15 protein-coding genes are annotated in these 20997 nt (G+C 70.0%); 11 read left to right on the top strand and 4 right to left on the bottom strand.

All coding sequences use genetic code 11. The features are described 5' to 3' along the window. Nucleotides 1-11: 11 nt before the first annotated feature. Nucleotides 12-2312 carry a TonB-dependent receptor gene (locus IEX18_RS02965; RefSeq protein ID WP_229664327.1) on the top strand — a complete coding sequence of 767 codons (2301 nt, stop codon included), beginning with the start codon at nt 12-14 and terminating at the stop codon, nt 2310-2312. A gap of 21 nt (nt 2313-2333) precedes the next feature. Here the strand turns inward: IEX18_RS02965 and IEX18_RS02970 are convergent, their stop codons facing one another. After that, nucleotides 2334-4274, bottom strand: coding sequence for a glycoside hydrolase family 127 protein (locus IEX18_RS02970; RefSeq protein ID WP_188657155.1), 1941 nt, complete (start codon nt 4272-4274; stop codon nt 2334-2336). 145 nt (nt 4275-4419) lie between these two features. On the opposite strand from IEX18_RS02970, the gene IEX18_RS02975 reads away from it, so the two are divergent. Then, nucleotides 4420-5946, top strand: a complete 1527-nt coding sequence (locus tag IEX18_RS02975) for an MFS transporter (RefSeq protein WP_188657156.1) — start codon at nt 4420-4422, stop codon at nt 5944-5946. Here the strand turns inward: IEX18_RS02975 and IEX18_RS02980 are convergent. After that, nucleotides 5936-8386, bottom strand: coding sequence for a TonB-dependent receptor plug domain-containing protein (locus tag IEX18_RS02980; protein ID WP_188657157.1), 2451 nt, complete (start codon nt 8384-8386; stop codon nt 5936-5938). The genes IEX18_RS02975 and IEX18_RS02980 overlap by 11 nt on opposite strands. Before the next feature lie 215 nt (nt 8387-8601). Between IEX18_RS02980 and IEX18_RS02985 the strand changes: the two genes are divergently transcribed. The 7 genes from IEX18_RS02985 to IEX18_RS03015 all read left to right on the top strand — a co-directional run bounded on the left by IEX18_RS02985 (nt 8602) and on the right by IEX18_RS03015 (nt 14614). Next, nucleotides 8602-9513 carry a fatty acid desaturase gene (locus IEX18_RS02985; RefSeq protein ID WP_188657158.1) on the top strand — a complete coding sequence of 304 codons (912 nt, stop codon included), beginning with the start codon at nt 8602-8604 and terminating at the stop codon, nt 9511-9513. Then, nucleotides 9510-10319: a phosphate/phosphite/phosphonate ABC transporter substrate-binding protein gene (locus IEX18_RS02990; protein WP_188657159.1), complete on the top strand. Its 810-nt coding sequence runs from the start codon at nt 9510-9512 to the stop codon at nt 10317-10319. The genes IEX18_RS02985 and IEX18_RS02990 overlap by 4 nt, the downstream gene beginning before the upstream one ends. 57 nt (nt 10320-10376) lie before the next feature. Further along, nucleotides 10377-11726: an FAD/NAD(P)-binding protein gene (locus IEX18_RS02995; protein WP_188657811.1), complete on the top strand. Its 1350-nt coding sequence runs from the start codon at nt 10377-10379 to the stop codon at nt 11724-11726. 129 nt (nt 11727-11855) lie between these two features. Then, the gene (epsC, locus tag IEX18_RS03000) at nt 11856-12815 is read left to right on the top strand and encodes a serine O-acetyltransferase EpsC (protein WP_188657160.1); all 960 of its coding nucleotides are present in this window, start codon (nt 11856-11858) and stop codon (nt 12813-12815) included. A gap of 5 nt (nt 12816-12820) precedes the next feature. Then, complete coding sequence (locus IEX18_RS03005) at nt 12821-13591, top strand: gamma-glutamyl-gamma-aminobutyrate hydrolase family protein (RefSeq protein WP_188657161.1); 771 nt, start codon at nt 12821-12823, stop codon at nt 13589-13591. Further along, complete coding sequence (locus tag IEX18_RS03010) at nt 13588-13848, top strand: hypothetical protein (protein ID WP_188657162.1); 261 nt, start codon at nt 13588-13590, stop codon at nt 13846-13848. The genes IEX18_RS03005 and IEX18_RS03010 overlap by 4 nt, the downstream gene beginning before the upstream one ends. A 211-nt stretch (nt 13849-14059) precedes the next feature. Next, on the top strand, nt 14060-14614 hold the full coding sequence (locus tag IEX18_RS03015; RefSeq protein ID WP_188657163.1) for an alpha/beta hydrolase: 555 nt from the start codon (nt 14060-14062) through the stop codon (nt 14612-14614). A gap of 272 nt (nt 14615-14886) precedes the next feature. Here the strand turns inward: IEX18_RS03015 and IEX18_RS03020 are convergent, their stop codons facing one another. Further along, nucleotides 14887-16002 (bottom strand): LacI family DNA-binding transcriptional regulator, encoded by a 1116-nt coding sequence (locus IEX18_RS03020; RefSeq protein WP_229664328.1) that lies wholly within the window; start codon nt 16000-16002, stop codon nt 14887-14889. A gap of 274 nt (nt 16003-16276) precedes the next feature. Between IEX18_RS03020 and IEX18_RS03025 the strand changes: the two genes are divergently transcribed. Beyond that, entirely contained in the window at nt 16277-17383 is a 1107-nt protein-coding gene (locus IEX18_RS03025; protein WP_188657164.1) for a Gfo/Idh/MocA family protein, read from the top strand. Further along, nucleotides 17380-17871 carry a cupin domain-containing protein gene (locus tag IEX18_RS03030; RefSeq protein ID WP_188657165.1) on the top strand — a complete coding sequence of 164 codons (492 nt, stop codon included), beginning with the start codon at nt 17380-17382 and terminating at the stop codon, nt 17869-17871. Before IEX18_RS03025 ends, IEX18_RS03030 begins: the two co-directional genes overlap by 4 nt. A gap of 43 nt (nt 17872-17914) precedes the next feature. On the opposite strand, the gene IEX18_RS03035 is transcribed toward IEX18_RS03030, so the two are convergent. Further along, complete coding sequence (locus IEX18_RS03035; protein WP_188657813.1) at nt 17915-20920, bottom strand: glycosyl hydrolase family 28-related protein; 3006 nt, start codon at nt 20918-20920, stop codon at nt 17915-17917. Nucleotides 20921-20997 lie beyond the last annotated feature (77 nt).

The raw sequence follows: 20997 nt of genomic DNA on the forward strand, positions 1-20997 counted from the left end.
TTGCCCTGCTGTTGGCGCTGATCGGCCCGGCCGCAGCCGCCCCGGCCCGCGGCACCGCCATCACCCTTCCGACCACCGCCCTCGATGTCGCCCTGACCGCGCTGGCACGACAGGCAGGCATCGACATCGTCAGCACGGAGCCCGGCCTGCGGTCGCTGCGCAGCACGCCGGTGCACCGCGCCCGCTCGCCGCGCGAGGCGCTCGATCGCCTGCTGGCGGGCACCGGGCTGCGCGCCGTCGCGGTGACGGGCGGGTATCGGATCGAGCGCGTCCCCCGTCCGCCCCGGGCTCCCCAGCCTCCCCGGACGCCTTCCGACACCGAGCCAAACCCGGACATCGTGGTCACCGCCAGCAAGCAGCGTGTCCGCCTGCTCCGCTATCCCGGCAGCCTGACGCTGGTCGCCATGCCCGCGCCGCTGCCGCCCGCCGGAGCCGGCACGATCACCGACACCGCACGGCACCTGCCGGTCCTGCAGAGCACGCATCTGGGCGCCGGGCGCGACAAGATCTTCATCCGTGGCATCGCCGACAGCAGCTTCATCGGCAGCACCCAGGCGACCGCAAGCGTGTATCTGGACGACGTCCAGCTCAACTACTCCGGACCCGACGCCGGCCTCCGCCTCTACGACATGCAGAGCGTGGAGGTCCTGGAAGGCGCGCAGGGCACATTGTACGGCGCGGGAGCGATCGGCGGCGTGATCCGGCTGACCTCCAACCCCATCGATCTGTCCCGACCCGCAGCCGCGCTGGCGGCAGGCGGCACGGCGACGAAAAGCGGCGCGGCCGGGTACGACCTGTCGGCTATGGCCAATATGCCGGTACTTCCGGACCGGTTCGCCCTGCGAATGGTCGCTTATCGCGTCCGTGAAGGCGGCTATATCGACGAGCGGCAGCGCGGCCGCGCCGACATCAACCACGTCGACACGATCGGCGGCCGAGCCGGACTGCGGCTCGATCCGGGCGGAGGCTGGCGGATCGAGGCGAGCGGCGCCGCGCAGCGGATCGCAGCCGCGGACGGGCAATATGCCGATGCGCGGGTTGGGCCATTGGCGCGGCGCACCGCCATCGACCAGCCCTTTTCGAGCCGACTCCTGCTCGGTCGGATGGTCGTGACGCATGACTGGGACAGCGGGCTGCAGCTCGTCTCGGCGACCGGGATCGTCGACGATCGATCGTCGGAACGGTTCGACGCGACGCCCGACCCCGCGCCCCGTTCGGGACCGGCGGTCTATACCGCATGGCGCGACAAGCTGCTGCGCAGCACCGAGATGCGACTGACGCGCAGCTTCGGCGAACGCGGCAGCTGGGTCGGCGGGGTCGCATTGATCAGCGATCGCGATATCCTGTCGCGCACGCTCGGCGCACCGCGGCGCGAGGCGGACATCGTCGGCGTCACCAACGTCACCAACGCCGCGTCCGCGTTCGGCGAGGCGACCTTCGGGCTGGCGACCCGCCTGTCGGCAACGCTCGGCGGCCGACTGTCGACCGCCCGAACCGAAGGCGAGCCGTCGAACCGGCCGGGCCGATATATTAAGGGGCGACTGACGCGGCGGATCGATCCCACCGCGGCCCTGTCATGGCAGCTGCGCGACGATGCCGCGCTCTTCCTGCGCTACCAGACCGGTTATCGCACCGGCGGCGTGGCGGTGGCGCGCGGGGTCGGCCGAGTGGCCGATTTCCGCCCCGACGCGATCGCGATGGGTGAAGTGGGTATTCGCAAGCTGCGCACCGGCGACACCGGCCTCGCGGCGTCGGGCAGCATCTCGCTGGCGCATTGGGCGGACATCCAGGCCGACCTGGTCAATCGCCGCGGCCAGCCTTTCACGCTCAACGTCGGCGATGCGCGGGTCCGCGCCGTCGAGGCCGCGCTCGACTGGGTGCCGGTCCGCGGTCTCCACGCGACCGCCGCCGCCCTTCTCACCGACAACAGGGTCAGGGGCGCCCTGGCCGCGCAGGCACGGCCGGAGAACCGGCGCCTGCCCGAAACGCCACCCTTCGCCGCCGATCTGGGTGTCGGCTATCAATGGACCTGCGCCGGAACGCCCTATCTGGGGGTGACAGGCAGCTATGTCGGGCGGTCGGTCCTGGGTACGGGCGACATGCTCGACGTCAGTCAGGGCGATTACGCCACGCTCGGACTCCAGTCGGGCGTGCACTGGCGGGGCGCCGATCTGTCGCTGACGATCGACAATCTCGGCGATGCGGCGGGCAACCGCTTCGCCTTCGGCAATCCCTTCGCCCTCGCATCGCGCAGCCAGACGACTCCGCTGCGGCCGATCAACGTCCGCTTTGGCATCGGCCGGCATTGGTAGCGCACGCCCGCCGGCGGATCGTCAGGTCAGGCGCCAATAGGTCGCGTACCGCTCGTGCGCGATACGGTGGTAGGGAACCAGCCGGATCGGCGTGCCGTCCGCCGCCGAAAGTGCGAATTCGAGCGGCACGCCGGTCGCGCGGACGCTGGCCGCGAGCGCCTGTGGGTCGCCCGACAGCGCGGGCACCGCGACCGGTTCCTTGTTATATTCGCCATAGAGCCGCTCGTTGACGACGATGTCGCTGCCCGGCGCCAATCCGTCGCGGCCGAGTGCTCCGGCGAGCACCAAGGGACCGTAGGTGAAGGCGACGATCCCGGGAGCGGCAGGCGCGCTTTCGGCCCGGGTTTTCATGACGAGCTCGAGTTCGACCCGGTCGCCGTCCCGCCATTCGCGTGCCACTTCCAGATAGCGGCCCGGTTCGGTGGAGGTCAGCGCCGGCTCGCCATTGACCCGCACGGTCGCGGTCGGGCTCCAGCCCGGATGCCGCAGGCGCAGCGCGATGGGCGTGGGCCGCTTGAGCTGCCACCGGAAGCTGCTCGTCGCCATCTCGGGGAAACGCGTCTCCTGCACCAGCACCGCGTCCTTGTCCCGCCAGCGGAGGGTCGAGGGGATGAAGAGGTTCACGTAGAGCGCGTCCCGATCGTGGAAGTAGATCGAGTCGCGGTACTTGACGTGGTTTTCCATGCCCGTGCCGGTGCAGCACCAGAAACTGTCCTCGGGCGTGTGGTAGAGCTTCATATAGCCCGGCCGCGCGCCCTGGAAGTAGGTCGCCATGCCGCTGTCGGGGTCCTGGGAAGCGAGGATGCCGTTGAACAGGGTCCGCTCGTAATAATCCGCATAGTCGGCACGCGGATCGTGGAGGAACAGCGCCCGCGTCAGCTTCAGCATATTGTGCTGGCAGCATGTCTCGGAGCCCTTGGCCGAGAAGACGTGATCGGCGAAGTCCGCCATGGCGAAGAAATGCTCGTTGTCGCCATGCCCGCCGGTCGCGAAGGAGCGGGTCTGCGCGACCGTCCGCCAGAAGAAGCTGGCCGCCTGCCCATAGCGCGCGTCGCCCGTCACCTCGTGAACGCGGGCGAAGCCCACGATCTTCGGCACCTGCGTATTGGCGTGCAGCCCGTCGAGATGATCCTGCTCCTTCGCCAGCGGCTCCAGAATCGCCTTGTGCGAGAAGCGTTCGGACAGGACGCGATAGTCGGGATTGCCGGTCATGACGAACAGGTCGGCATAGACCTCGTTCATCCCGCCATGCTCGGTCGCCAGCATTGCCTCGAAGGCGGCATCGGACAGCGGCCGGGTGGCGACGACACCCCAGTCGGCCAGCCGGATCAGCACCGCCCGGGCGGCGGCGCTGTCGGCCAGCTGCGCCGCATCGCGCAGGCCGGCATAGACCTTGTGCAGCGTGTACCACGGCACGCCGGTGATCGGCTCGCCGCGCAGGTGCGCCGCGACCAGCGACGCGCCCTTCGGGAAGGCGCAGACGAGGCCGGTACCGGCCGCCGCCTGGCAGGCTGCCAGTTCGCCCGCGATATAGTCGATGCGCCGGCGGTAGAAGCGATCGCCGGTCGAGCGCGCTGCGAAGGCGCAGGCCGAGAGATAATGGCCGAGGCTATGGCCGTGGCAATTGATGTCCGCCCAGGTCGGCTCCGACTCCCAGCCCCCATAGACGGGCGCCTTGGGCTTCAGCCCCGCATTGACCCGGAAATTATGCAGCAGGCGATCGGGGTCGAGGCGGCGCAGATAGGCCTCGGTCAGGCGTTGCGCGCGCAGGAACGGCCCCTCGCCCAGCGTCACATCGGCCATGTCGAAGGGTTCGAGGATCGGCGGCGCCGGGGTAAGAGACGGGACACTCTCCGCCGCCGCCCATGTCGGGGACAGGCCGAGCCCCGCCGCTATGCCGCCGACACCGGTGGCGCCGAGAAAGCCCCGGCGCGAGTGGCCCGTGCAGCAATGGTCCGACACAAGGCCTCTCCCTCATCCTGATCGACTGATTTTGTCCGACTTAGCAGATGTGGCCGTGCGCACAAACGGCGCGGCTCCGGATCACCCCGCCGCAGACTGGGCACGTGACAGAAACTCGTTAGAATACTGCACGTTAGTGCCCGCCATGGTGAGCCTGTCCCCGCAATCAGTCGTCACGCCGGAAGAGCAGGAACGCGGCCTGCGACTGCTGGTCGGCGAGGCGGCGCTGTCGGGCGGAGCGGCCGCCCTGACCACCGGCGTGATCCTGACCGCCTTCGCCCTGCATCTCGGGGCGTCGAACGTGATGATCGGGGTGCTGGCCAGCGTGCCGTTCCTGGCCCAGCTGCTCCAGCTGCCCGCGATCGCGCTGATCGCACGCTGGCCGCACCGCAAGGCGATCTCCGTCGTCACCAGCCTGGTCGGGCGGGCGATGCTGGCGGTGATGGCGGCGCTCGCCTTCTTCAGCGGCACGGCCCCCCTGCTGATCTTCGTGGCCGCGCAGGCGATCCTCTGCGGCCTCGGCGCGGTGGGCTCCTGTGCCTGGAACGCCTGGATGCGCGATCTCGCGCCCGAGGAGCGATTGGGGCAGGTCTTTGCGCTGCGATCGCTCTGGCTTACCGGCGTCAGTCTGGTGCTGGGCCTCGCCGCGGCGCTGGCACTCGACCTCACCGCACCGCGATCGACGCCCCGCGACTTCGTCTTCGCGGGCATGTTCGCGGCCGGCTGCGTGACGGGGCTGATCAGCGCGCGCGTGGTCGCGGCGATGCCGGAGCCGCAAATGCCGCCGGCCCCCGGCGCTGTGCCGCTGCTCGCGCTGCTCCGCCCGCCGCTGGGCGACCCCAACTTCCGGCGCCTGCTCGGCTTCATCGCCAGCTGGCAGTTCGCGGTCAATCTCGCCACGCCCTTCTTCACCGTCTTCATCGTGCGCCAGCTCGGCTTCAACGTCAGCTTCGTGCTGCTGCTCAGCGTCGTCAGCCAGATCGCGAACCTCGCGGCGTTGCGGATGTGGGGCACGCTGAGCGACCGGTTCGCCAACAAGTCGGTGCTGGCGGTCTGTGCGCCGACCTATATCCTGGCGATCGTCGCGATGATCGGCGCCTCGCAATTCGACAGCCGCTGGCTGGTCAAGGGCTGGCTGGTGCTGCTCCATGTCGTGATGGGCGGATCGATCGCCGGGGTCACGCTGACCAGCACCAACATCGCCCTCAAGCTCTCGCCCAAGGGATCGGCCACCGCCTATGTCGCCGCCAGCGCGATCGCGACCGCGCTGGCGGCGGGGCTGGCGCCGATCCTCGGCGGTCTGCTCGCCGACTTCTTCGCGGCGCGCCGGTTCGAGCTGGTCGCCCGCTGGTCCGGGCCGAGCGGGGTGCTCTCTTTGCCCTTCGTCCTCAGCCGCTGGGACTTCTACTTCCTGATCGCCGGCATGATCGGGCTCTATGCCATGCACCGGCTCTCGCTGGTGGCCGAGACGGGCGAGATCGAACGGCGGGCGATGGTCGGGCAGGTGCTGGGCGAGACGCGGCGGACGATCCGCAACATCTCCAGCGTCGCCGGGCTGCGCGCCGCGACCGACCTGCCCGCCAACCTGTTGCGCGAGGGCTGGCTGCGGGTTCGCCTGCGCCGCGCCCAGGCGGCGAAGCGAGCCCGCACCGACCCGGCGGTCACCAGCTGATGTTGAGGCGGCCGTAGAGCTGGCGGCCGTTGAAGCCGAACGGCGAGTAATAGGGGAAGGCGGTCACCCCGTTGTTGTTGAGCCGTGCCGGCGTCGTGTCCGGATAGACGTCGAACAGATTGTCTGCTCCCACAGCCAGCGACACCGCATCGTTGAAGCGGTAGCGCGCCTCCAGATCGACCAGCGTGTGGCGGCCGGTATAATAGTCGTTGGCGACCACCGTGCCGGGCTGGAGGACGTTGCCATAGTGGACGGCGCGCAGCGTCGCGCCGAACGCATCGAGCCGCCAGTCGACCGCACCGACCAATTTGGTGCGCGGCGTGCCCTGCTCGATCGTCAGGATGCGGTTGCGGCCGAAGAGGCTGGGCGCGGGGTTGAGCGCCGCGGTCGAGGTCGGCACCCGGTCGACCGAGATGTCGTTGATATTCGCCGCCGCGCTCAGGTTGAAGCTGCCCAGACCGCCGCTGCGCAGCGTATAGGCGGCGACGATGTCGAGGCCCTTGGTGGTCGTCTGCACACCATTGATGAAGAAGCGGGCCGCCTGCACGCCGAAGGGAGCGAGGATGTTGGCGACCTGCGTGCTGGCGGTGCGCTGGATGTTCTCCGACAGCGCGATCTGGTTGCGGATGCGGATGCGATAGGCATCGACCGTCAGGCTGAAGCCGCCGGCACGGATGACGGTGCCGAGCGAATAGTTGCGCGACTTTTCCGGCTCGAGCGAGCGCGCGCCGAGCGCCTGGGCGATGCTGCTCGACACCGGGTAGAGGCCGGTGTCGAGGATCTGGTTGCCGCTGACCAGCGACTGGGTCGAGGTATAATATTGCTGCTGGAGCGACGGCGCGCGGAAGCCGGTCGAGATCGAGCCGCGGAAGGCGAGCCAGGGGGCGATGTCGTAACGGGCCGAAACCTTGCCGGTGGCCGTTTCGCCGAAATCCGAATAGGTCTCGCCGCGCGCGGCGAAGCCGAGCGTCAACCGGTCCCACAGGCGTGCCTCGACATCGGCATAGATGCTGCCGTTGCTGCGATGGACATCGACCTCGTTCGACGGCTGGAAGCCGAGAAACCCCTGCGCGCCCGAGCCGAGGTTCGTCGCGGCGCCCGGTGCGCGATTGTAGCTCTGCAGCTCGCCCGCACCGATCTTGAAGCCTTCGCGCCGATATTCGCCGCCGGCCGCGACGTTGACCACCGCGATGCCCAGCGTCACCTCGCGCGCCACGTCCAGCCCGGCGACGAGCTGGTCATAGGTCAGCCGCCCCGCATCGAAGCTGGTGGGCGAGGCATTGCCATAGGTGGCGTTGGCGCTGTTGCGGGTCGCGAAGTCGATCGTGTTGCGACCATAGCTGACGGTCAGGTCGGTGTTCCACCCGCCCAGTTCGCCGCGGATGCCGCCGGTGGCGTTATAGTCCTTCGACCGGGTACCGATCAGCGGCAGGAAGCCGTCCGGATAGAGTCCGGTCAGTGCGTTCGCATTGGCGTTGGCATCCGATCCGGTCGCGTTGGGCACGCGCGGAAAGGCGGCGCTTTCGCTGTCGCGCAGCTGGAAGCCGCCATTGGCATAGGCCGTCCAGCCATTGTCGCCGAGCGGCACGGCGGCGTTCAGGAAGACGGTGCCCTGCTCGACCTCCGGATCGCCGAAGCGGGCGCGGATGCGCAGCGGGGTGATGCCGCGCGGATCGATGTCGGCGCGATTGGTCGGCTGGCGGGTGACATATTCGCCCGACAGGGTCAGGAAGCCCTCGTCGCCGATCCCGAAACCCTGCCAGCCGCTCACGGTCAGCGCCTCGCCGTCGCGCGCATTGCGCGAGGTGCGGGCGGCGTCATATTCGGTCAGATAGCGGCCGAAGGTGACGGCCGCGCCGCCGCCGGTCCGCGCCTCGCGCAGGCGCAGGTTGACGACGCCGGCGATCGCATCCGAGCCATATTGCGCCGACGCGCCCTCGCGCAGCACCTCGACCCGGTCGAGCGCGACGGTGGGGATGGTGTTGAGATCGACCGCGGCCGAGCCGCGCCCGACCGAGCCGTTGATGTTGAGCAGCGCCGAGGTGTGGGCGCGGGTGCCGTTGATCAGCACCAGCGTCTGGTCGGGCGAGAGGCCGCGCAGCGTCGCCGGGCGAACCGCGTCGGTGCCGTCGACCGCGGCCTGGCGCGGGAAGTCGATCGAGGGGGCGACCGTCGACAGGGCATCGGCCAGCTCGGTCGTGCCCTGCGCGCGCAGCTGCTCGCCGCTCAGCACGTCGACCGGCGACACGGTGTCGAGCCGGCTCCGACCCGGTGCGCGGGTGCCGGTGACGACGATCTCAGCGTCGACCGGAGGCGCGGCGGCGGGCTCCGCATCGGTGGCGCCGGCCGGTGCCGCCGTCTGGGCCCGCACGGCGACGGGCAGGACAGCGGAGACGGTCAGAGCGACGCCGGCGAGCAGCAGGCTGCGTGGAGTGTTCACGGATGTTCCCCTTGGATGTTTTCGGCTTGTTCGCGTGGGCGCCTTGTTGACCGGATCTAGCGCGAAGTGGGGCAAGGCTTCCTTGCCGTACGATAAGGCGAGCTTCGAAGCCGGAAACGCCCCGGTCGGCGCATCGGGATGGCAGCTCGTCTCAACGGCCCTTTAATTCCCATCGGAATAGTAGATATTGGAGCCCGATTAGACGGAGAACGCGGATGCGGCAAGGGCGGCGCGGGACGAAGGGCGAATTCCCTATACGGGTCGAATGGCCGACGGTCGGCGTCGCGATCGCCGTCTATGGCGGCTGGCTTGCGCTGACAGCCTGGCACGCGGCGCTGCCTTGGCCGGTCCTGGCGCTGGCCGGCGGCTGGCTGATCGCCTGGCACGGATCGCTCCAGCATGAGGTGATCCATGGCCATCCGACCGGCCGTCGCGGCATCGACGATGCGATCGGCAGCGTGCCGCTGTCCTTATGGCTGCCCTATGCCGTCTACCGCCGCTCGCACCTCCTGCATCACGGCACGGCGGCGATCACCGATCCGTTCGACGACCCCGAGTCGCGCTACATCGCCCGCCCCTCGCGCTGGCAGCGGATCCGCGCGACCGTGCAGGCGACGCTGCTGGGCCATCTGCTGATCGGCCCTGCGATCGTCATCGGCCGCTTCCTGGCGAGCGAGGCGCAGCGGCTGCGGCGGGCGCCGCGGCAGGTGCTCCGCGACTGGACACCGCACCTGATCGCCACGGCGCTCGTCCTGCTCTGGCTGCGCCGGATGGACCTGGGGATCGATACCTATCTCGCGTGCTTCGTCTATCCCGGCACGGCCTTGTCGCTGCTGCGCTCCTATGCCGAGCATCGCGCCGAGCTGGCGACGCCGGGGCGGGCGGCGACGGTCGAATCGCGCGGGGCTCTCTCGCTCCTGTTCCTGCACAACAATCTGCACGTCGCGCATCACGAGCGGCCGCGCCTGCCCTGGTATCGCCTGCCCGCCTATCATCGCGCCAACCGCGCGCGCTTCTCCGCCGCGGGGACGCGCCGCTACGCCGGCTATCGCGAGGTGCTCCGCCGCTACCTGCTCGCCCCGCACGATGCCGCCGTCCACCCGCATTACCAGGAGGTGCAGCCATGACCCTGCCCGTCGCATCGCTGCCCATGTACGACCATCCCGCCCAAGCCGGTGCCAATGACGCGCTGTGGCGGGCGATCGCCGAGCGGCTGGAGGCGCGCGGCGTGCGCCGCGTGCCGCACCGGCTGACCCGCACGGCGGCGCCCGGCCGGCTGTGGCGCGATCCCGCGCTGCTGTTCGGCCAGGCCTGCGGCTATCCGCTGGTGACCGAGCACCTGCCGCTGCGGGTGCTGGCCCTGCCCGTCTATGCGGCGCGGGGGAGCGAGGGCGGGCGGCACCGCAGCCTGATCGTCACGCGCGCCTGCGAGGGCGGCGAGACACTGGCGGCGTTTCGCGGTCGCCGCGCCGCGATCAACGATCCCGGTTCGAACACCGGCATGAACCTGTTCCGCGCCGCCGTCGCGCCGCTCGCCCCCGGCGGGCGGTTCTTCGCCGAGGTGATCGTGACGGGCGCACATCGCGACAGTATCCGTGCCGTGCTTCGCGGGGAGGCGGACGTCGCCGCGATCGACGCGGTGACCTATGCCGGGATCGAACGATTCGAGCCGGCGCTGACCGAAGGCCTGCGGATCGTCGACCAGACGCCGTCCTCGCCGACCCTGCCCTTCGTCACCTCGACCTGTACGCCGATCGAGACTGTGTCGGCCCTGCGCATGGCATTGGCCGATGCGATGGACGACCCCGCCCTGGCCGAAGCGCGCGGGACGCTGGCGCTGACCGGCCTCGCCGCCGCGGAGGCGGGCTCCTTCGACGGCCTGTCGGGGCTGGCGCGGCAGGCGGACCGGGTCGGCTATCCGATACTGGCCTGATCTGGCAGAGCCTGCGCGATGCATGCCCCTGCTCCCCCCAATGCCACGGCTGGCTGGATGACGCCCGAGAGCCACATCGTGATCGTCGGCGGCGGCTTCAGCGGCACGATGATGGCGGTGAACCTCCACCGCTATGGCGGTCCCCGTGCCACGCTGCTGGAGCGCGAGCCGGACCGCCTGGGGCGCGGCGTCGCCTATGGCAGCGCGCATCCCGGTCAGCTCCTCAACGTCCGGGCCAGCGGGATGAGCGTCTTTCCCGACGATCCCGGCCATTTCGCGCGCTGGGCGATGGCGCATGGCGAAGGCGGCACCGGCGACTTCGTGTCGCGCACCGTCTACGGCGCCTATCTCCGGGAAACGCTGAACGAGGTCCGCGCGAGCGCGGGCGCGCGGCTGGAGGTGACGACCGGCGAGGCGGTGGCGCTGGAACGCACGGCGGAAGGCGTCGTCGTGCGCCTGGCGGACGGCCGCGGAATCGCGGCGGACGCGGTGGTGCTCACCCCCGGCAACCTGCCGCCGCACGCGCCCCCGGGGATCGATCCGGCGGCCCTGCCCGCGGAGCTCTATGTAGACGACCCCTGGACCGGCGACGTCGCCGCCGGACTGTCGTCGGACGACGCCGTGCTTCTGGTCGGGACCGGGCTCACCGCGATCGACATGGCCTTGTCGCTCGACGCGTCCGGGTTCGAGGGCCGCATCCTCGCGCTGTCGCGGCGCGGGCTGGCGCCGCGTCGCCATCTCGACGGCCAGCCCCCGGTCGCGGGGCTCGTCGACCCGCCCGAGCTGCCGCTGTCGCAGCTCGTCGGCGAGGTCCGGCGAGCAGGCGCGGCACAAGGCTGGCGCAATGCCGTCGATGCGCTGCGCCCGGTGACCCAGCGCTGGTGGGCGCGGGCCGATACCGCCACGCGCGCCCGCTTCCTGCGCCATCTGCGTCCCTGGTGGGACGTGCACCGCCACCGTTTGGCGCCCGCGGTCGCCGACCGGATCGACGCGATGGTTGCGGCCGGGCGGCTGCGCTTTGCCGCGGGCAAGATCCTGTCGGTCTCGGCGGACGGGCTGCTCGACTGGCGACCGCGCCATGCCGCCGAATCCTGTCGCACGCGGGTCCGCCGGATCGTCAACTGCACCGGCCCGCAAGGCGACGTGCTGCGCACCGGCGAGCCGTTGCTGCGCCAGCTCATCGCGGACGGAATGATCAGGCCCGATCCGCTGCGGCTGGGCATCAACGTCGACGCCGGATCGCACGTCATCGCCGCAGACGGCACCGCGCAGCCGGACCTGCTCTGCGTCGGCCCGATGACCCGCGGCAGCGTCTGGGAGATCGTCGCGGTGCCCGACATTCGCCGGCAGTGCGCTGATCTGGGCCGCCGCCTCTCCAACGCGCACTGGATCGGCGAGGGCCTGTAAAGCCAGCTTCTCCACCCGACAGCATTTCTATCAATCCCCATCAACTTAGTGGGGTATTGTGGAGGTCGGAGGTTTCGATGCGCCACCTTGCCACCCCTGCCCCATTGCCGGTCCGGCGCTGAGGCCCCGATGCAAGCTTTGCTCCGCTCCGCATCGGTGGAATCGGCGATCGGCGAGGCCGCGCGCTCCCTCCATACCGCGCGTGCCGAATGGCGCGGGCGGCAGACCGGAGATGGTATCCCCAGCTTCCCCTCGCGCCATGGCCTCGCCCGCGTCGTTGAGCTGCTGTCCGCCGCGCTCTATCCGCGCCGCCTCGGCCAGTTCCGCGGGGCGGAGCGCGAGGAGGAAGCCTTCGTCGTCGCCAAGCTGATCGCGGCGACGGGCGAGCTGGAGCGCGAAGTCGCCGCCGAACTCGGCTATTGGCAGGCCGGCGCGCGCGACGGGCGTTTCGACAGCGACCAGCCCGGCACGATCGTGCGGCTGTTCGCCGCCGCGCTCGGCAATGTGCGCCGGCTGCTCGACAGCGATGTCGAAGCGGCCTTTCTGGGCGACCCCGCCGCGCGGAGCACCGACGAGATCCTGGTCTGCTACCCGGGCGCGATCGCCATCCTGCACCACCGCATCGCGCATCAGCTGCACAATCTGGGCGCGCCGATCGTCGCGCGGATCATCTCGGAGCTTGCCAACGAGCGGACCGGGATCGACATTCATCCCGGCGCGACGATCGGCGAGCGCTTCTTCATCGACCACGGCACCGGCGTGGTGATCGGCGAAACCGCGATCATCGGCGCGCGGGTGAGGCTGTATGTGCACGTCACGCTCGGCGCGCGCACGCCGCTGGGCGCGCGACCCGTCGGACCGCGCGAGCGCTACGCCCGCCACCCGATCATCGAGGACGACGTCGTCATCTATGCCGGCGCGACGATCCTGGGCCGGGTGCGGATCGGTCGGCGCTCGACGATCGGCGGCAATGTCTGGCTGCTCGACGACGTGCCCGCCGACAGCGTGGTGGTGCAGCCCGCCGCCCGCGTCGCGCCGGCCGACGATGCCGCGGCGGTGCGCGACGCGTTGCTGGCGGCGGCGGACTGAGCGCCATGGCCGCCCGCCCCGTCATCGGCGTCCTGTGCTGCAACGAAGTGGCCGATCGCCCCGTGCAGGTGGTCGCCAGCCGCTTCGTCGCGCCGCTGACCCAGCTGGTGGGCGCGACGGTGCTGCTGATCCCGGCCCTGCCCGGCGCGAACGATCCTGCGCACTTGACGGGCCTGCTCGACGGCCTGCTGCTCACCGGATCGCGCTCGCACGTCGCGCCGGTCCGCTATGGCAGCGACCGGGACGCCGCACCGCTCGATCCCGATCGCGACGAGGTGGCTCTGGCACTCGCCGGGCGGATGATCGAGGCGGGGAAGCCGGTCTACGGCATCTGCCGCGGGATGCAGGAGCTTAACGTCCTGTTCGGCGGAACGCTGGCCGATGGCGATGACGACCGGCATCATCGCGGTCTGGCGGCGGCGGGTAGCTATGCCGGCCTGTTCGCCCATCGCCACGACATCGATCTGGTCCCCGGCGGCCGGCTGGCGCGAAGCACCGGCGTGCGACGGCTGTCAGTCAACTCGGTCCATGAACAGGGCATCGACCGGCTCGGTACCGGCCTGTCGGTCGAGGCGATCGCCGCGGGCGACGGACTGGTCGAGGCGATCTCCGCCCGTCCGTGCGGCGGCGACGTGCTGGCGGTGCAATGGCATCCCGAATGGGACGTCGCCGCCGATCCGGCCAGCCGCGCCTTCTTCGCGATGCTCGGCAGCGCGCTGCGGGGCGGCGAACCGCCCGTAATCTCTACCGTTCACCACAGAAGGGGACTTGCATGAAGACGCTGTTCACTGCCGCCACCGCCGCGGCGCTGGCCCTGTCGCTGGCCGCCTGCGGCAAGGGCTCGGACACGAGCAACACTGCCGATACATCGCTCAACGACTCGGGCGTGCCGGTCGAGGGCAACGCCGCCGAGGGTCTTCCGGCCGAAACGCTGGGTGCGCCCACCGACAATCTGGGGGTCCCCACCGGCAACGAGCTGGCGCCGGCCGAAGGCAACGCCGCCGGCGCGACGACCACCGGCAATAGCCTCTGATTCGCCGACCCTTTTCACCGATCGCCTGGAATGCTCCCTAGGCGTAACCTCCGCCCCGGCAGCGTCGTCTGCCGGGGTTTCTTTCTGCGCTGCGCCGGTCCGCGCGCCACGTGCGGCAGGCGGAGGGCGCGAGCGCTATGCAACGCCGGCGCGTACGGTACCTTCACCAATCCCGATTGTTCTGGTCGGGTATGAACAAGCGGAGACGGACATGGACGGTTTGGCCCTGATCCCCGATCGCGTCGCCCTGATCTCGCTGTTGGGCGAGGGACAAAGTCCCCTGCTGCCCGACCTGTTGCGAACCCCGAGCTTCCACGACGTCGTGCGGGTGCCGCAGCGCCCGACGCAGACGCAGCGCAATCTGCTCGCCGCACAGATCGATGCCGCGACTCTCCAGGCCGATCGCGCGGTGATGCTCGTCGCCCAGGGTATCGGCTGCCTCGCCGCCGCCTGGTGGGCGCGGCTTTCGCCCAATTTCTACGTCCGCCGCGTCGCCGGGGCGGTGATGATCGCACCGGGTGGCGCCGGCTTCGCCTCGCCCGAGGGGCGGCTGCCCTTTCCCTCCGTGGTCGTCGGCACCGACGACCTGACCCAGCGACTCGGCGACGAGTGGGGCAGCCGCTTCATCGACGGACCGCTGCTGGTCGGGCGGCAAGGCCCCAGCCGCCGCTTCGCGTCGCTGATCGACCGCTTCACCTCCGCGATCGTCGAGCGCGACGTCGCGGCGGCCGAGCGGCTGCTGAGCGCGGTCGGCGACCGCTGCTGAGGCTGGCGGCCCGGCGAAGGCGGGACCTTTGCATCAGGCCCGTCGTCATGCCCGACATGTTCCGGCATCCACGGCACCGCAAACACGCAACCGGCTGATTTTGGAGGAATGGTCGATCCCGGAGCACGTCCGGGATGACGCGTGAAGAGGGCACCGTCGCGGCTTTCGCAAAGATTCGGCGACGGCTGGAATTACGCGGATGGCGCGGGACAGGTGCCGTCGGAGGCTTCAGCCTGCGCCGAAGCGACGATCCGGGTGGGGTGAAGCGGAACCTAGCCCTGACGGTCGAGCGACGGCCGCAGGATCGCGTCGGACTGGCGGCGGACGAGCTCGTGCGGGTAGACGCGGTGCTCCAGAGCGCCGCGCTGCTCGGCTGTGCGGCCGATCGCATCGATCAACATGCCCACGGCGCCTTGCGTCATGGCGACGATCGGCTGGCGGATCGTGGTCAGCTGCGGCCAGATCGCGCTGGCCAGGACCGTGTCATCGAAGCCGCACACCGCGACATCGGCGGGGACATCGATCCCCAGTCGATGCGCGACCGCGACGGTCGCGGCGGCCATGTCGTCGTTACAGGCGAAGATCGCGGTGGGGCGCGGCTCGGCGGTGAGCAGCGCCTCCGCGGGCGCGAGGCCCGACTGGTAGGTGAAATAGCCCTGTGCGACCAGGCGCTCGTCGAGCGCGATCCCCGCCGCCTCCAGCGCCATGCAATAGCCCTCGAAGCGGCAGCGGCTCGCCGACAGGCTGGGCGTGCCGCCGATGAACCCGATAGCGCGATGTCCCTGGGACAGAAGGTGGCGGGTCATCGCCTCCGCTGCGCTCCGATCGTCGATATGGACGGCCATCACGCGCGGATCCGGCAGGCTGGCGGTGATGGCGACCACCGGCACGCCGGCCCCGACCAGCTGGTCGATCACCGCGCCGTTCTCGCACAGGGGCGGCGGCAGGATGACTCCGTCGACCTGCGCGTCGACCAGGCTGGCCGCGGCGGCCAGGGGATCGCTCAGCCCCTCCACATTCTCCACCAAGACCTGCACGTGGCGCGCGCTGGCGGTCTGCAGACAGCCGAGCAGCAACGGGCTGAGAAAGCCCGGCTCCAGATCGTTGAGCAGCAATCCCAGCCGCATTGCCTTTGATCCGGCCAGTGTGCGGGCGGCGGTGTTGGGCATGTAGTTGAGCTTGGCGATCGCGCGCTGCACCGCCTCGCGCGTCTTGGGCTTGACCAGCGACGGCTCGTTGATGACGCGCGAGACGGTCATCGGCGACACGCCCGCGACCCGCGCCACGTCCACCAGGGTGGGCGGGCCGGACGGCCGGGCCTCGCGGAACGACGCCTCCGGCCGTTTGCGCAGGGCGGTCAGACTCTTGTCGGAGCGTTCGTCGGTCACAATGCCTTCACTGCCGGGCCCGGGGACGACGGGCAAGCGCCCTGCGCGCCGGTTTTTGCGCAAGATCAGGTCGCGATCGGGCGGGCAACCGCGACCATCGTCGCACCCCTCGCCGCCGCTTTATTCTTGAACCGGCTGATATCGTTCGTCATTCTCTGCAGCCAAAGGGCGGCTGCCCGCCCCATTGGGAGAGTTGAAGGCCCAAATTGGCTGCCATGCGCCATCTGCGTGCCCTTCCTCTTTCGCTCCATTCCTCCGCCGGAGACCGTCTGCCATGGAACTCGACCGCCGCGACTTCGTCCTGTCCGCCGCCGCGCTGACGCTCGGCGCGCCCGCCTGCGCCGCCCAGCGCGGCGACGGCAAGCTCGGCTACGCCATCGTCGGGCTGGGCAGCTATGGCCTGGGCATGATCATCCCCCAGTTCAAGAACTGCGAACACAGCCGGTTGGCAGCGGTGGTGAGCGGCGATCCCGCCAAGGCCCGGCGGGTGGCGGACGAGCATGGCCTGCCGGCGCGCTCGATCTATTCCTATGCCGATTTCGACCGGATCCGCGACAATCCCGATGTCGACATCGTCTATGTCTGCCTGCCCAATGCGATGCATGCGGAATATACGATCCGCGCGGCCCGGGCCGGCAAGCATGTCATGTGCGAGAAGCCGATGGCGGTCTCGGTCGCGGAGGCCGAGTCGATGATCGCCGCCTGCCGCCAGGCGAAACGGAAGCTGATGATCGGCTATCGCTGCCATTTCGAACCGTTCAACCTCGAGGCGATGCGGCTGGCGCACACCGGCGCGGCGGGGAAGATCCGCTATGTCCGCTCCGAACACGGCTTCGTGCAGGGCGACCCGTCGCGCTGGCGGCTGAAGCGCGCGCTGTCGGGCGGCGGCTCGCTGATGGACATGGGCGTCTACAGTCTCCAGGCGGCGCGCTACATGACCGGCGAGGAGCCGGTCGCCGTCACCGCGCGCGAATCGACGGACCGCAGCGACCCGCGCTTCAGGGAGGTGGAGGACATGATCGAGTGGACGCTCGAATTCCCCTCGGGCGCACTGGCCGGGTGCCAGTCGATGTACAGCGCCAACCAGAACCGCATCCTGCTGATGGGTGACAAGGGCCGGATAGAGCTGGAGCCGGCCACCCGTTACGAGGGGAACCGGATGTGGACGGGCAAGGACGGGCGCGAGCAGGCGGTCAGCCCGCCGCCGGGCCCCGCCAGGACCCAGTTCGCGGGGCAGCTCGACCACCTCGTGCAATGCGTGCGCACCGGGGCGGAGCCGATCGTCTCCGGCGAGGAGGGGCTGCGCGACATGCGGATCGTCGAGGCGATCTACCGCTCTGCGCGCGAGGGCCGCACCATCCGCCTGGATGGCCGCGCATGATCCCGGCCGTCCGTCTCGCCCGCCCCGTCCGGCTCGCGCTGCTCGCCGCCCTCGCCGCCCCCGCCGCCGCGCAGGCGCCCGATCCCACCGCCTTCGCGTCGGGCGCCGAGGTGAAGGCGCAGGTCGCCGCGATGGCGCGCGCGATGAAGCCGGGTCAGGGCTTCGCCTGGCAGCCGCTGGTACGCGACGACAGCCGCGTCGCCGCGCTGGAATATTGGAAGAAACCGGGCCGCCCCGCCGTCCATCCCGAACAGGCGGAATATGCCATCGTGATCGAAGGCTCGGGCACGCTGATCTCGGGCGGCACGCTCGATACCCCGAAGGTCGTCAATCCCGACCTGACCGAGGGCGAGCGGATCGTCGGCGGCACCACCCGCACGCTGGGGCCGGGCGACGTGATCCTGGTGCCGGCCGGCGTGCCGCACTGGTTCGGGATCACCGGCGGCAAGCTGGTGCTGCTCGGCATGAAGCTGCCGGTGAAACGATAGGCCTGCCGGCCCCTCCCCTGCGGGAGGGGCTGCGCGCGGCTCCCTACAGACCCATCCCGTACAGCGTATGGTGGCTGAGGATGAAGAGCGTCCGCCCGCCCTCGCCGCCGATCAGCAATTGCAGGGGTCGTTCGGGCGTGTCGATGCGGCGGACCAGCGTGCCGTCGGGGCGGTAGACGAAGATCTGGCCGTTCGCGACATAGAGGTTGCCGGCCGCGTCGCGCGCGACGCTCTCGCCCCCACGATCCGCGACGACCTTCAGGTCGGTCAGCCGCCCGCCTTCCCCAACACGGCCGCTATAGGTGCGATTTTCCGAGGCGTTGGTCAGTACCACCCGGCCGTCCGCATCGCTGGCGACGAGACCATAGCTGTCGAGCGTGTCGGACCATCGCCAGCCGCGGTGATCGTCCGGCCCCTGGTTCCAGACGCGGAAGGCCGGCAGGACCAGCGATCCGTCGGGCGAGACATAGTCCTGCGGCTTCGCCTCTCCCATATTGTCGGTGAAGAAGCTGGACAGCGGCGGGAATGCGTAGGTCTTGGGATCGATGCGATCGGCGAACTCGCCGTTCGCCCAGACATTGACCGGCAGCAGCGTCGCCGCGCCGCGGCGGGGCCGGGCGGCGGTCGGCGCGATGACGCGCACGTCGTTCGGCTTGTCCGGATCGATGCTGTAGACGCTGCCGTCCCGTCCCGCCGAGGACAGGACCATCAGCCGGCCCGAGCGATCGATCGCGAGGTTGACCGGGTCGAGCGGCGCGTCGGCGACGATCGACAGGCCCTCGCCGCGCGACCAGCCATGAATGCGCTGGAACTCGCGGTCGATGAAATAGAGCTTGCCCTTCGCATCGACCGCGCCGCCCGCGATCGAATAGAAGCCGTCGGCCAGCCTTTCCACGCCGGGCGACACCGGCACGGCGGAGGCGGTGGCAGCCGCGGCGGGCGCGGCGGGCACGTCGAGCTTCGCGAACTCGCGCTCGCGCACCTCCTGCTGCCGCGTCATATCCTTGATCGCGTTCTCAAACGGATATTTGCTCGCGCGGGTATAGGTGCCGCAGCCTTTCGCATCGCAGCTCGAAAAGCCGCTCTCGGCGTTCACATGGACGTTGCGGAAGCGGATATCGCCCGAGTCATAGATCCTGACGGCCGCATCCATCGGCTTGGCCGAGCGGGTGACGCGATAGCCGTGATAGTTGGCGAACAGGATGTTGCGCGAATGGCGCATCTCGGTCGAGATCGCGTTGACGCCGTCGCGCACCTCCTGCTCGGTCTGGGGTGCGAGGAACTCCCAGTTCTCGACATGGTCGAGGACGATCTCGGCCCGGTAGTGATGCTCGGCCGACAGCTGGTAGACATGGCCCGGCGTCTTCGTGTCGGAGACGTAGAAGCCGGCCGATGCCAGGGTATTGGGCGACCAGATCGCCGAGAAGGTGCCGCCGCCGCCATCGGTCACCCAGATGCTGGGATTCTGCCCGTCGAAGCGCGCGCGCGGATCGCCGAAGCCGATCGGGCTGCCCGCGGTCAGGACCGTGCCGCCGCCGCCCTGGATCTTGACGTCGTTGACCATCGACGCCTCGCCCGCCTTCCACAGCAGCGCCGTCGCGCGCGGGTTCACGCCGCCCGTCCAGAGGCCGAGGCCGTGGACGATCGCATTGCCCCCCTTCGCGCTCTCGAGCAGCGCCTTGGGTCCGCCGACGCCGCGATAGCCGGGCGCGTCGTCGGGCAGGTAGAGATGGGTGAGGCTGGGATGCAGCGCGATCAGCACGCTGTCCGGCCGCAGCTTCAGCGTGTCGGTGACGCGATAGCGGCCCATCGGCAGATAGACGACGCGATGCGTGTCGATCGCCCGCTGAAGCGCCGCGGTATCATCGGTCGCGTCGTCGCCCTTCACCCCCAGATCACGGGCATTCGCCCATTCGCGCACCGGAGGCAGCGCCCGGATCGCGGCCGCCGGGCGCGCCGGAGCGCGGGCGAGCGGCGTCATCGCCACGTCGAGCGCATAGTCGCCGGTCGCGCCGAGGCCGGGCAGCTTGAGGCCATAGGAGAAGTCGGCGACGCGATAGCGCGGGCCCGATCCCGCAACCGTCCGGCCGCTGTCGCGGAAGCGCGCGAAGACCGGCGTGTTGAGCCCGACCGCGTTGTCGAACCCGATCTGGGTGAAGACGCTCTTCTCCTCGGAAACGACGACGCCGGCATCGGCGACATTCTCGAAGCGGACATCCTTGCCCCAGAGCGAATCCGAATAGCCGCGATCGATCTCGATCCCGACCGGCGTGTTGCGGATTGCGACGTTGACCAGCGTCAGGTCCACCTCATGCTCGCGGATCGCGGCGTCGCGCTGGCCCTCGAACTCGCTGTCGATCAGCGTGAACTGCCAGGCGGGCGAGGTCTTTTCCGAGATGATGCCGTAGCGGCCGCCGAAGAAGCGCAGATCCTCGAACTCGTTGCCCGCCTGGTAGACGCCGGCAAGGCCCGAGCCGATATGGAAGTCGGCATGGCGGATATAGCCGTGCTGCGCGACGCGGAACCGAACCGCCACAGCGCCGGCATTGCCCGCCCCGATCCTGAAATCGATGTTGGCGAGCGCGGAGTAGAAGGTGCTCGACGTCGCGTCGAAGATCGTCGGATCGAACGGAACGCTGGTGGGCGGCGGCACCGCAGGCTTGCCGGCGCGATACTGATCCTCGCCGGTAAAGGCGACCATCGCCGCCACGCCCTCGCCGAAGCCCGCGCTGTTGTCGGCCAGCACGATTTCCGGCCGCGTCGGACCGACGCCGAACAGGCGGACCGCGGTCCGCACGAAGATGGTGCGGCTGATCCGATAGCGGCCGGAGGGAAGGAAGACGATGCCGCCATGCCCGCCCGCGGCGGCTGCGTCGATCGCCTGCTGGATCGCGGCGCTGTCGTCCGCCCGCCCGTCGCCGACGCCCCGCACCGTCACCGCCCGCGGCTCCGCCGGCGCGCTGCGATAGACCGATTGGGAGGGCGGGGCCGCGCGCGCCGGAACGGCCGGCAGCACAGTCGCGGCGCCAAGCAGCCACAGGGCCTTCATCATCGATCTCCCGTTGTCTTTACACGGTTTTTTCTAGTCAGCGGGGATCGCGCCATCAGGCTCGACCAAAGTCGTAG

The sequence above is a fragment of the Sphingomonas metalli genome (genome assembly GCF_014641735.1).
In the GTDB taxonomy this organism is placed as follows: Bacteria; Pseudomonadota; Alphaproteobacteria; order Sphingomonadales; family Sphingomonadaceae; genus Sphingomonas; species Sphingomonas metalli.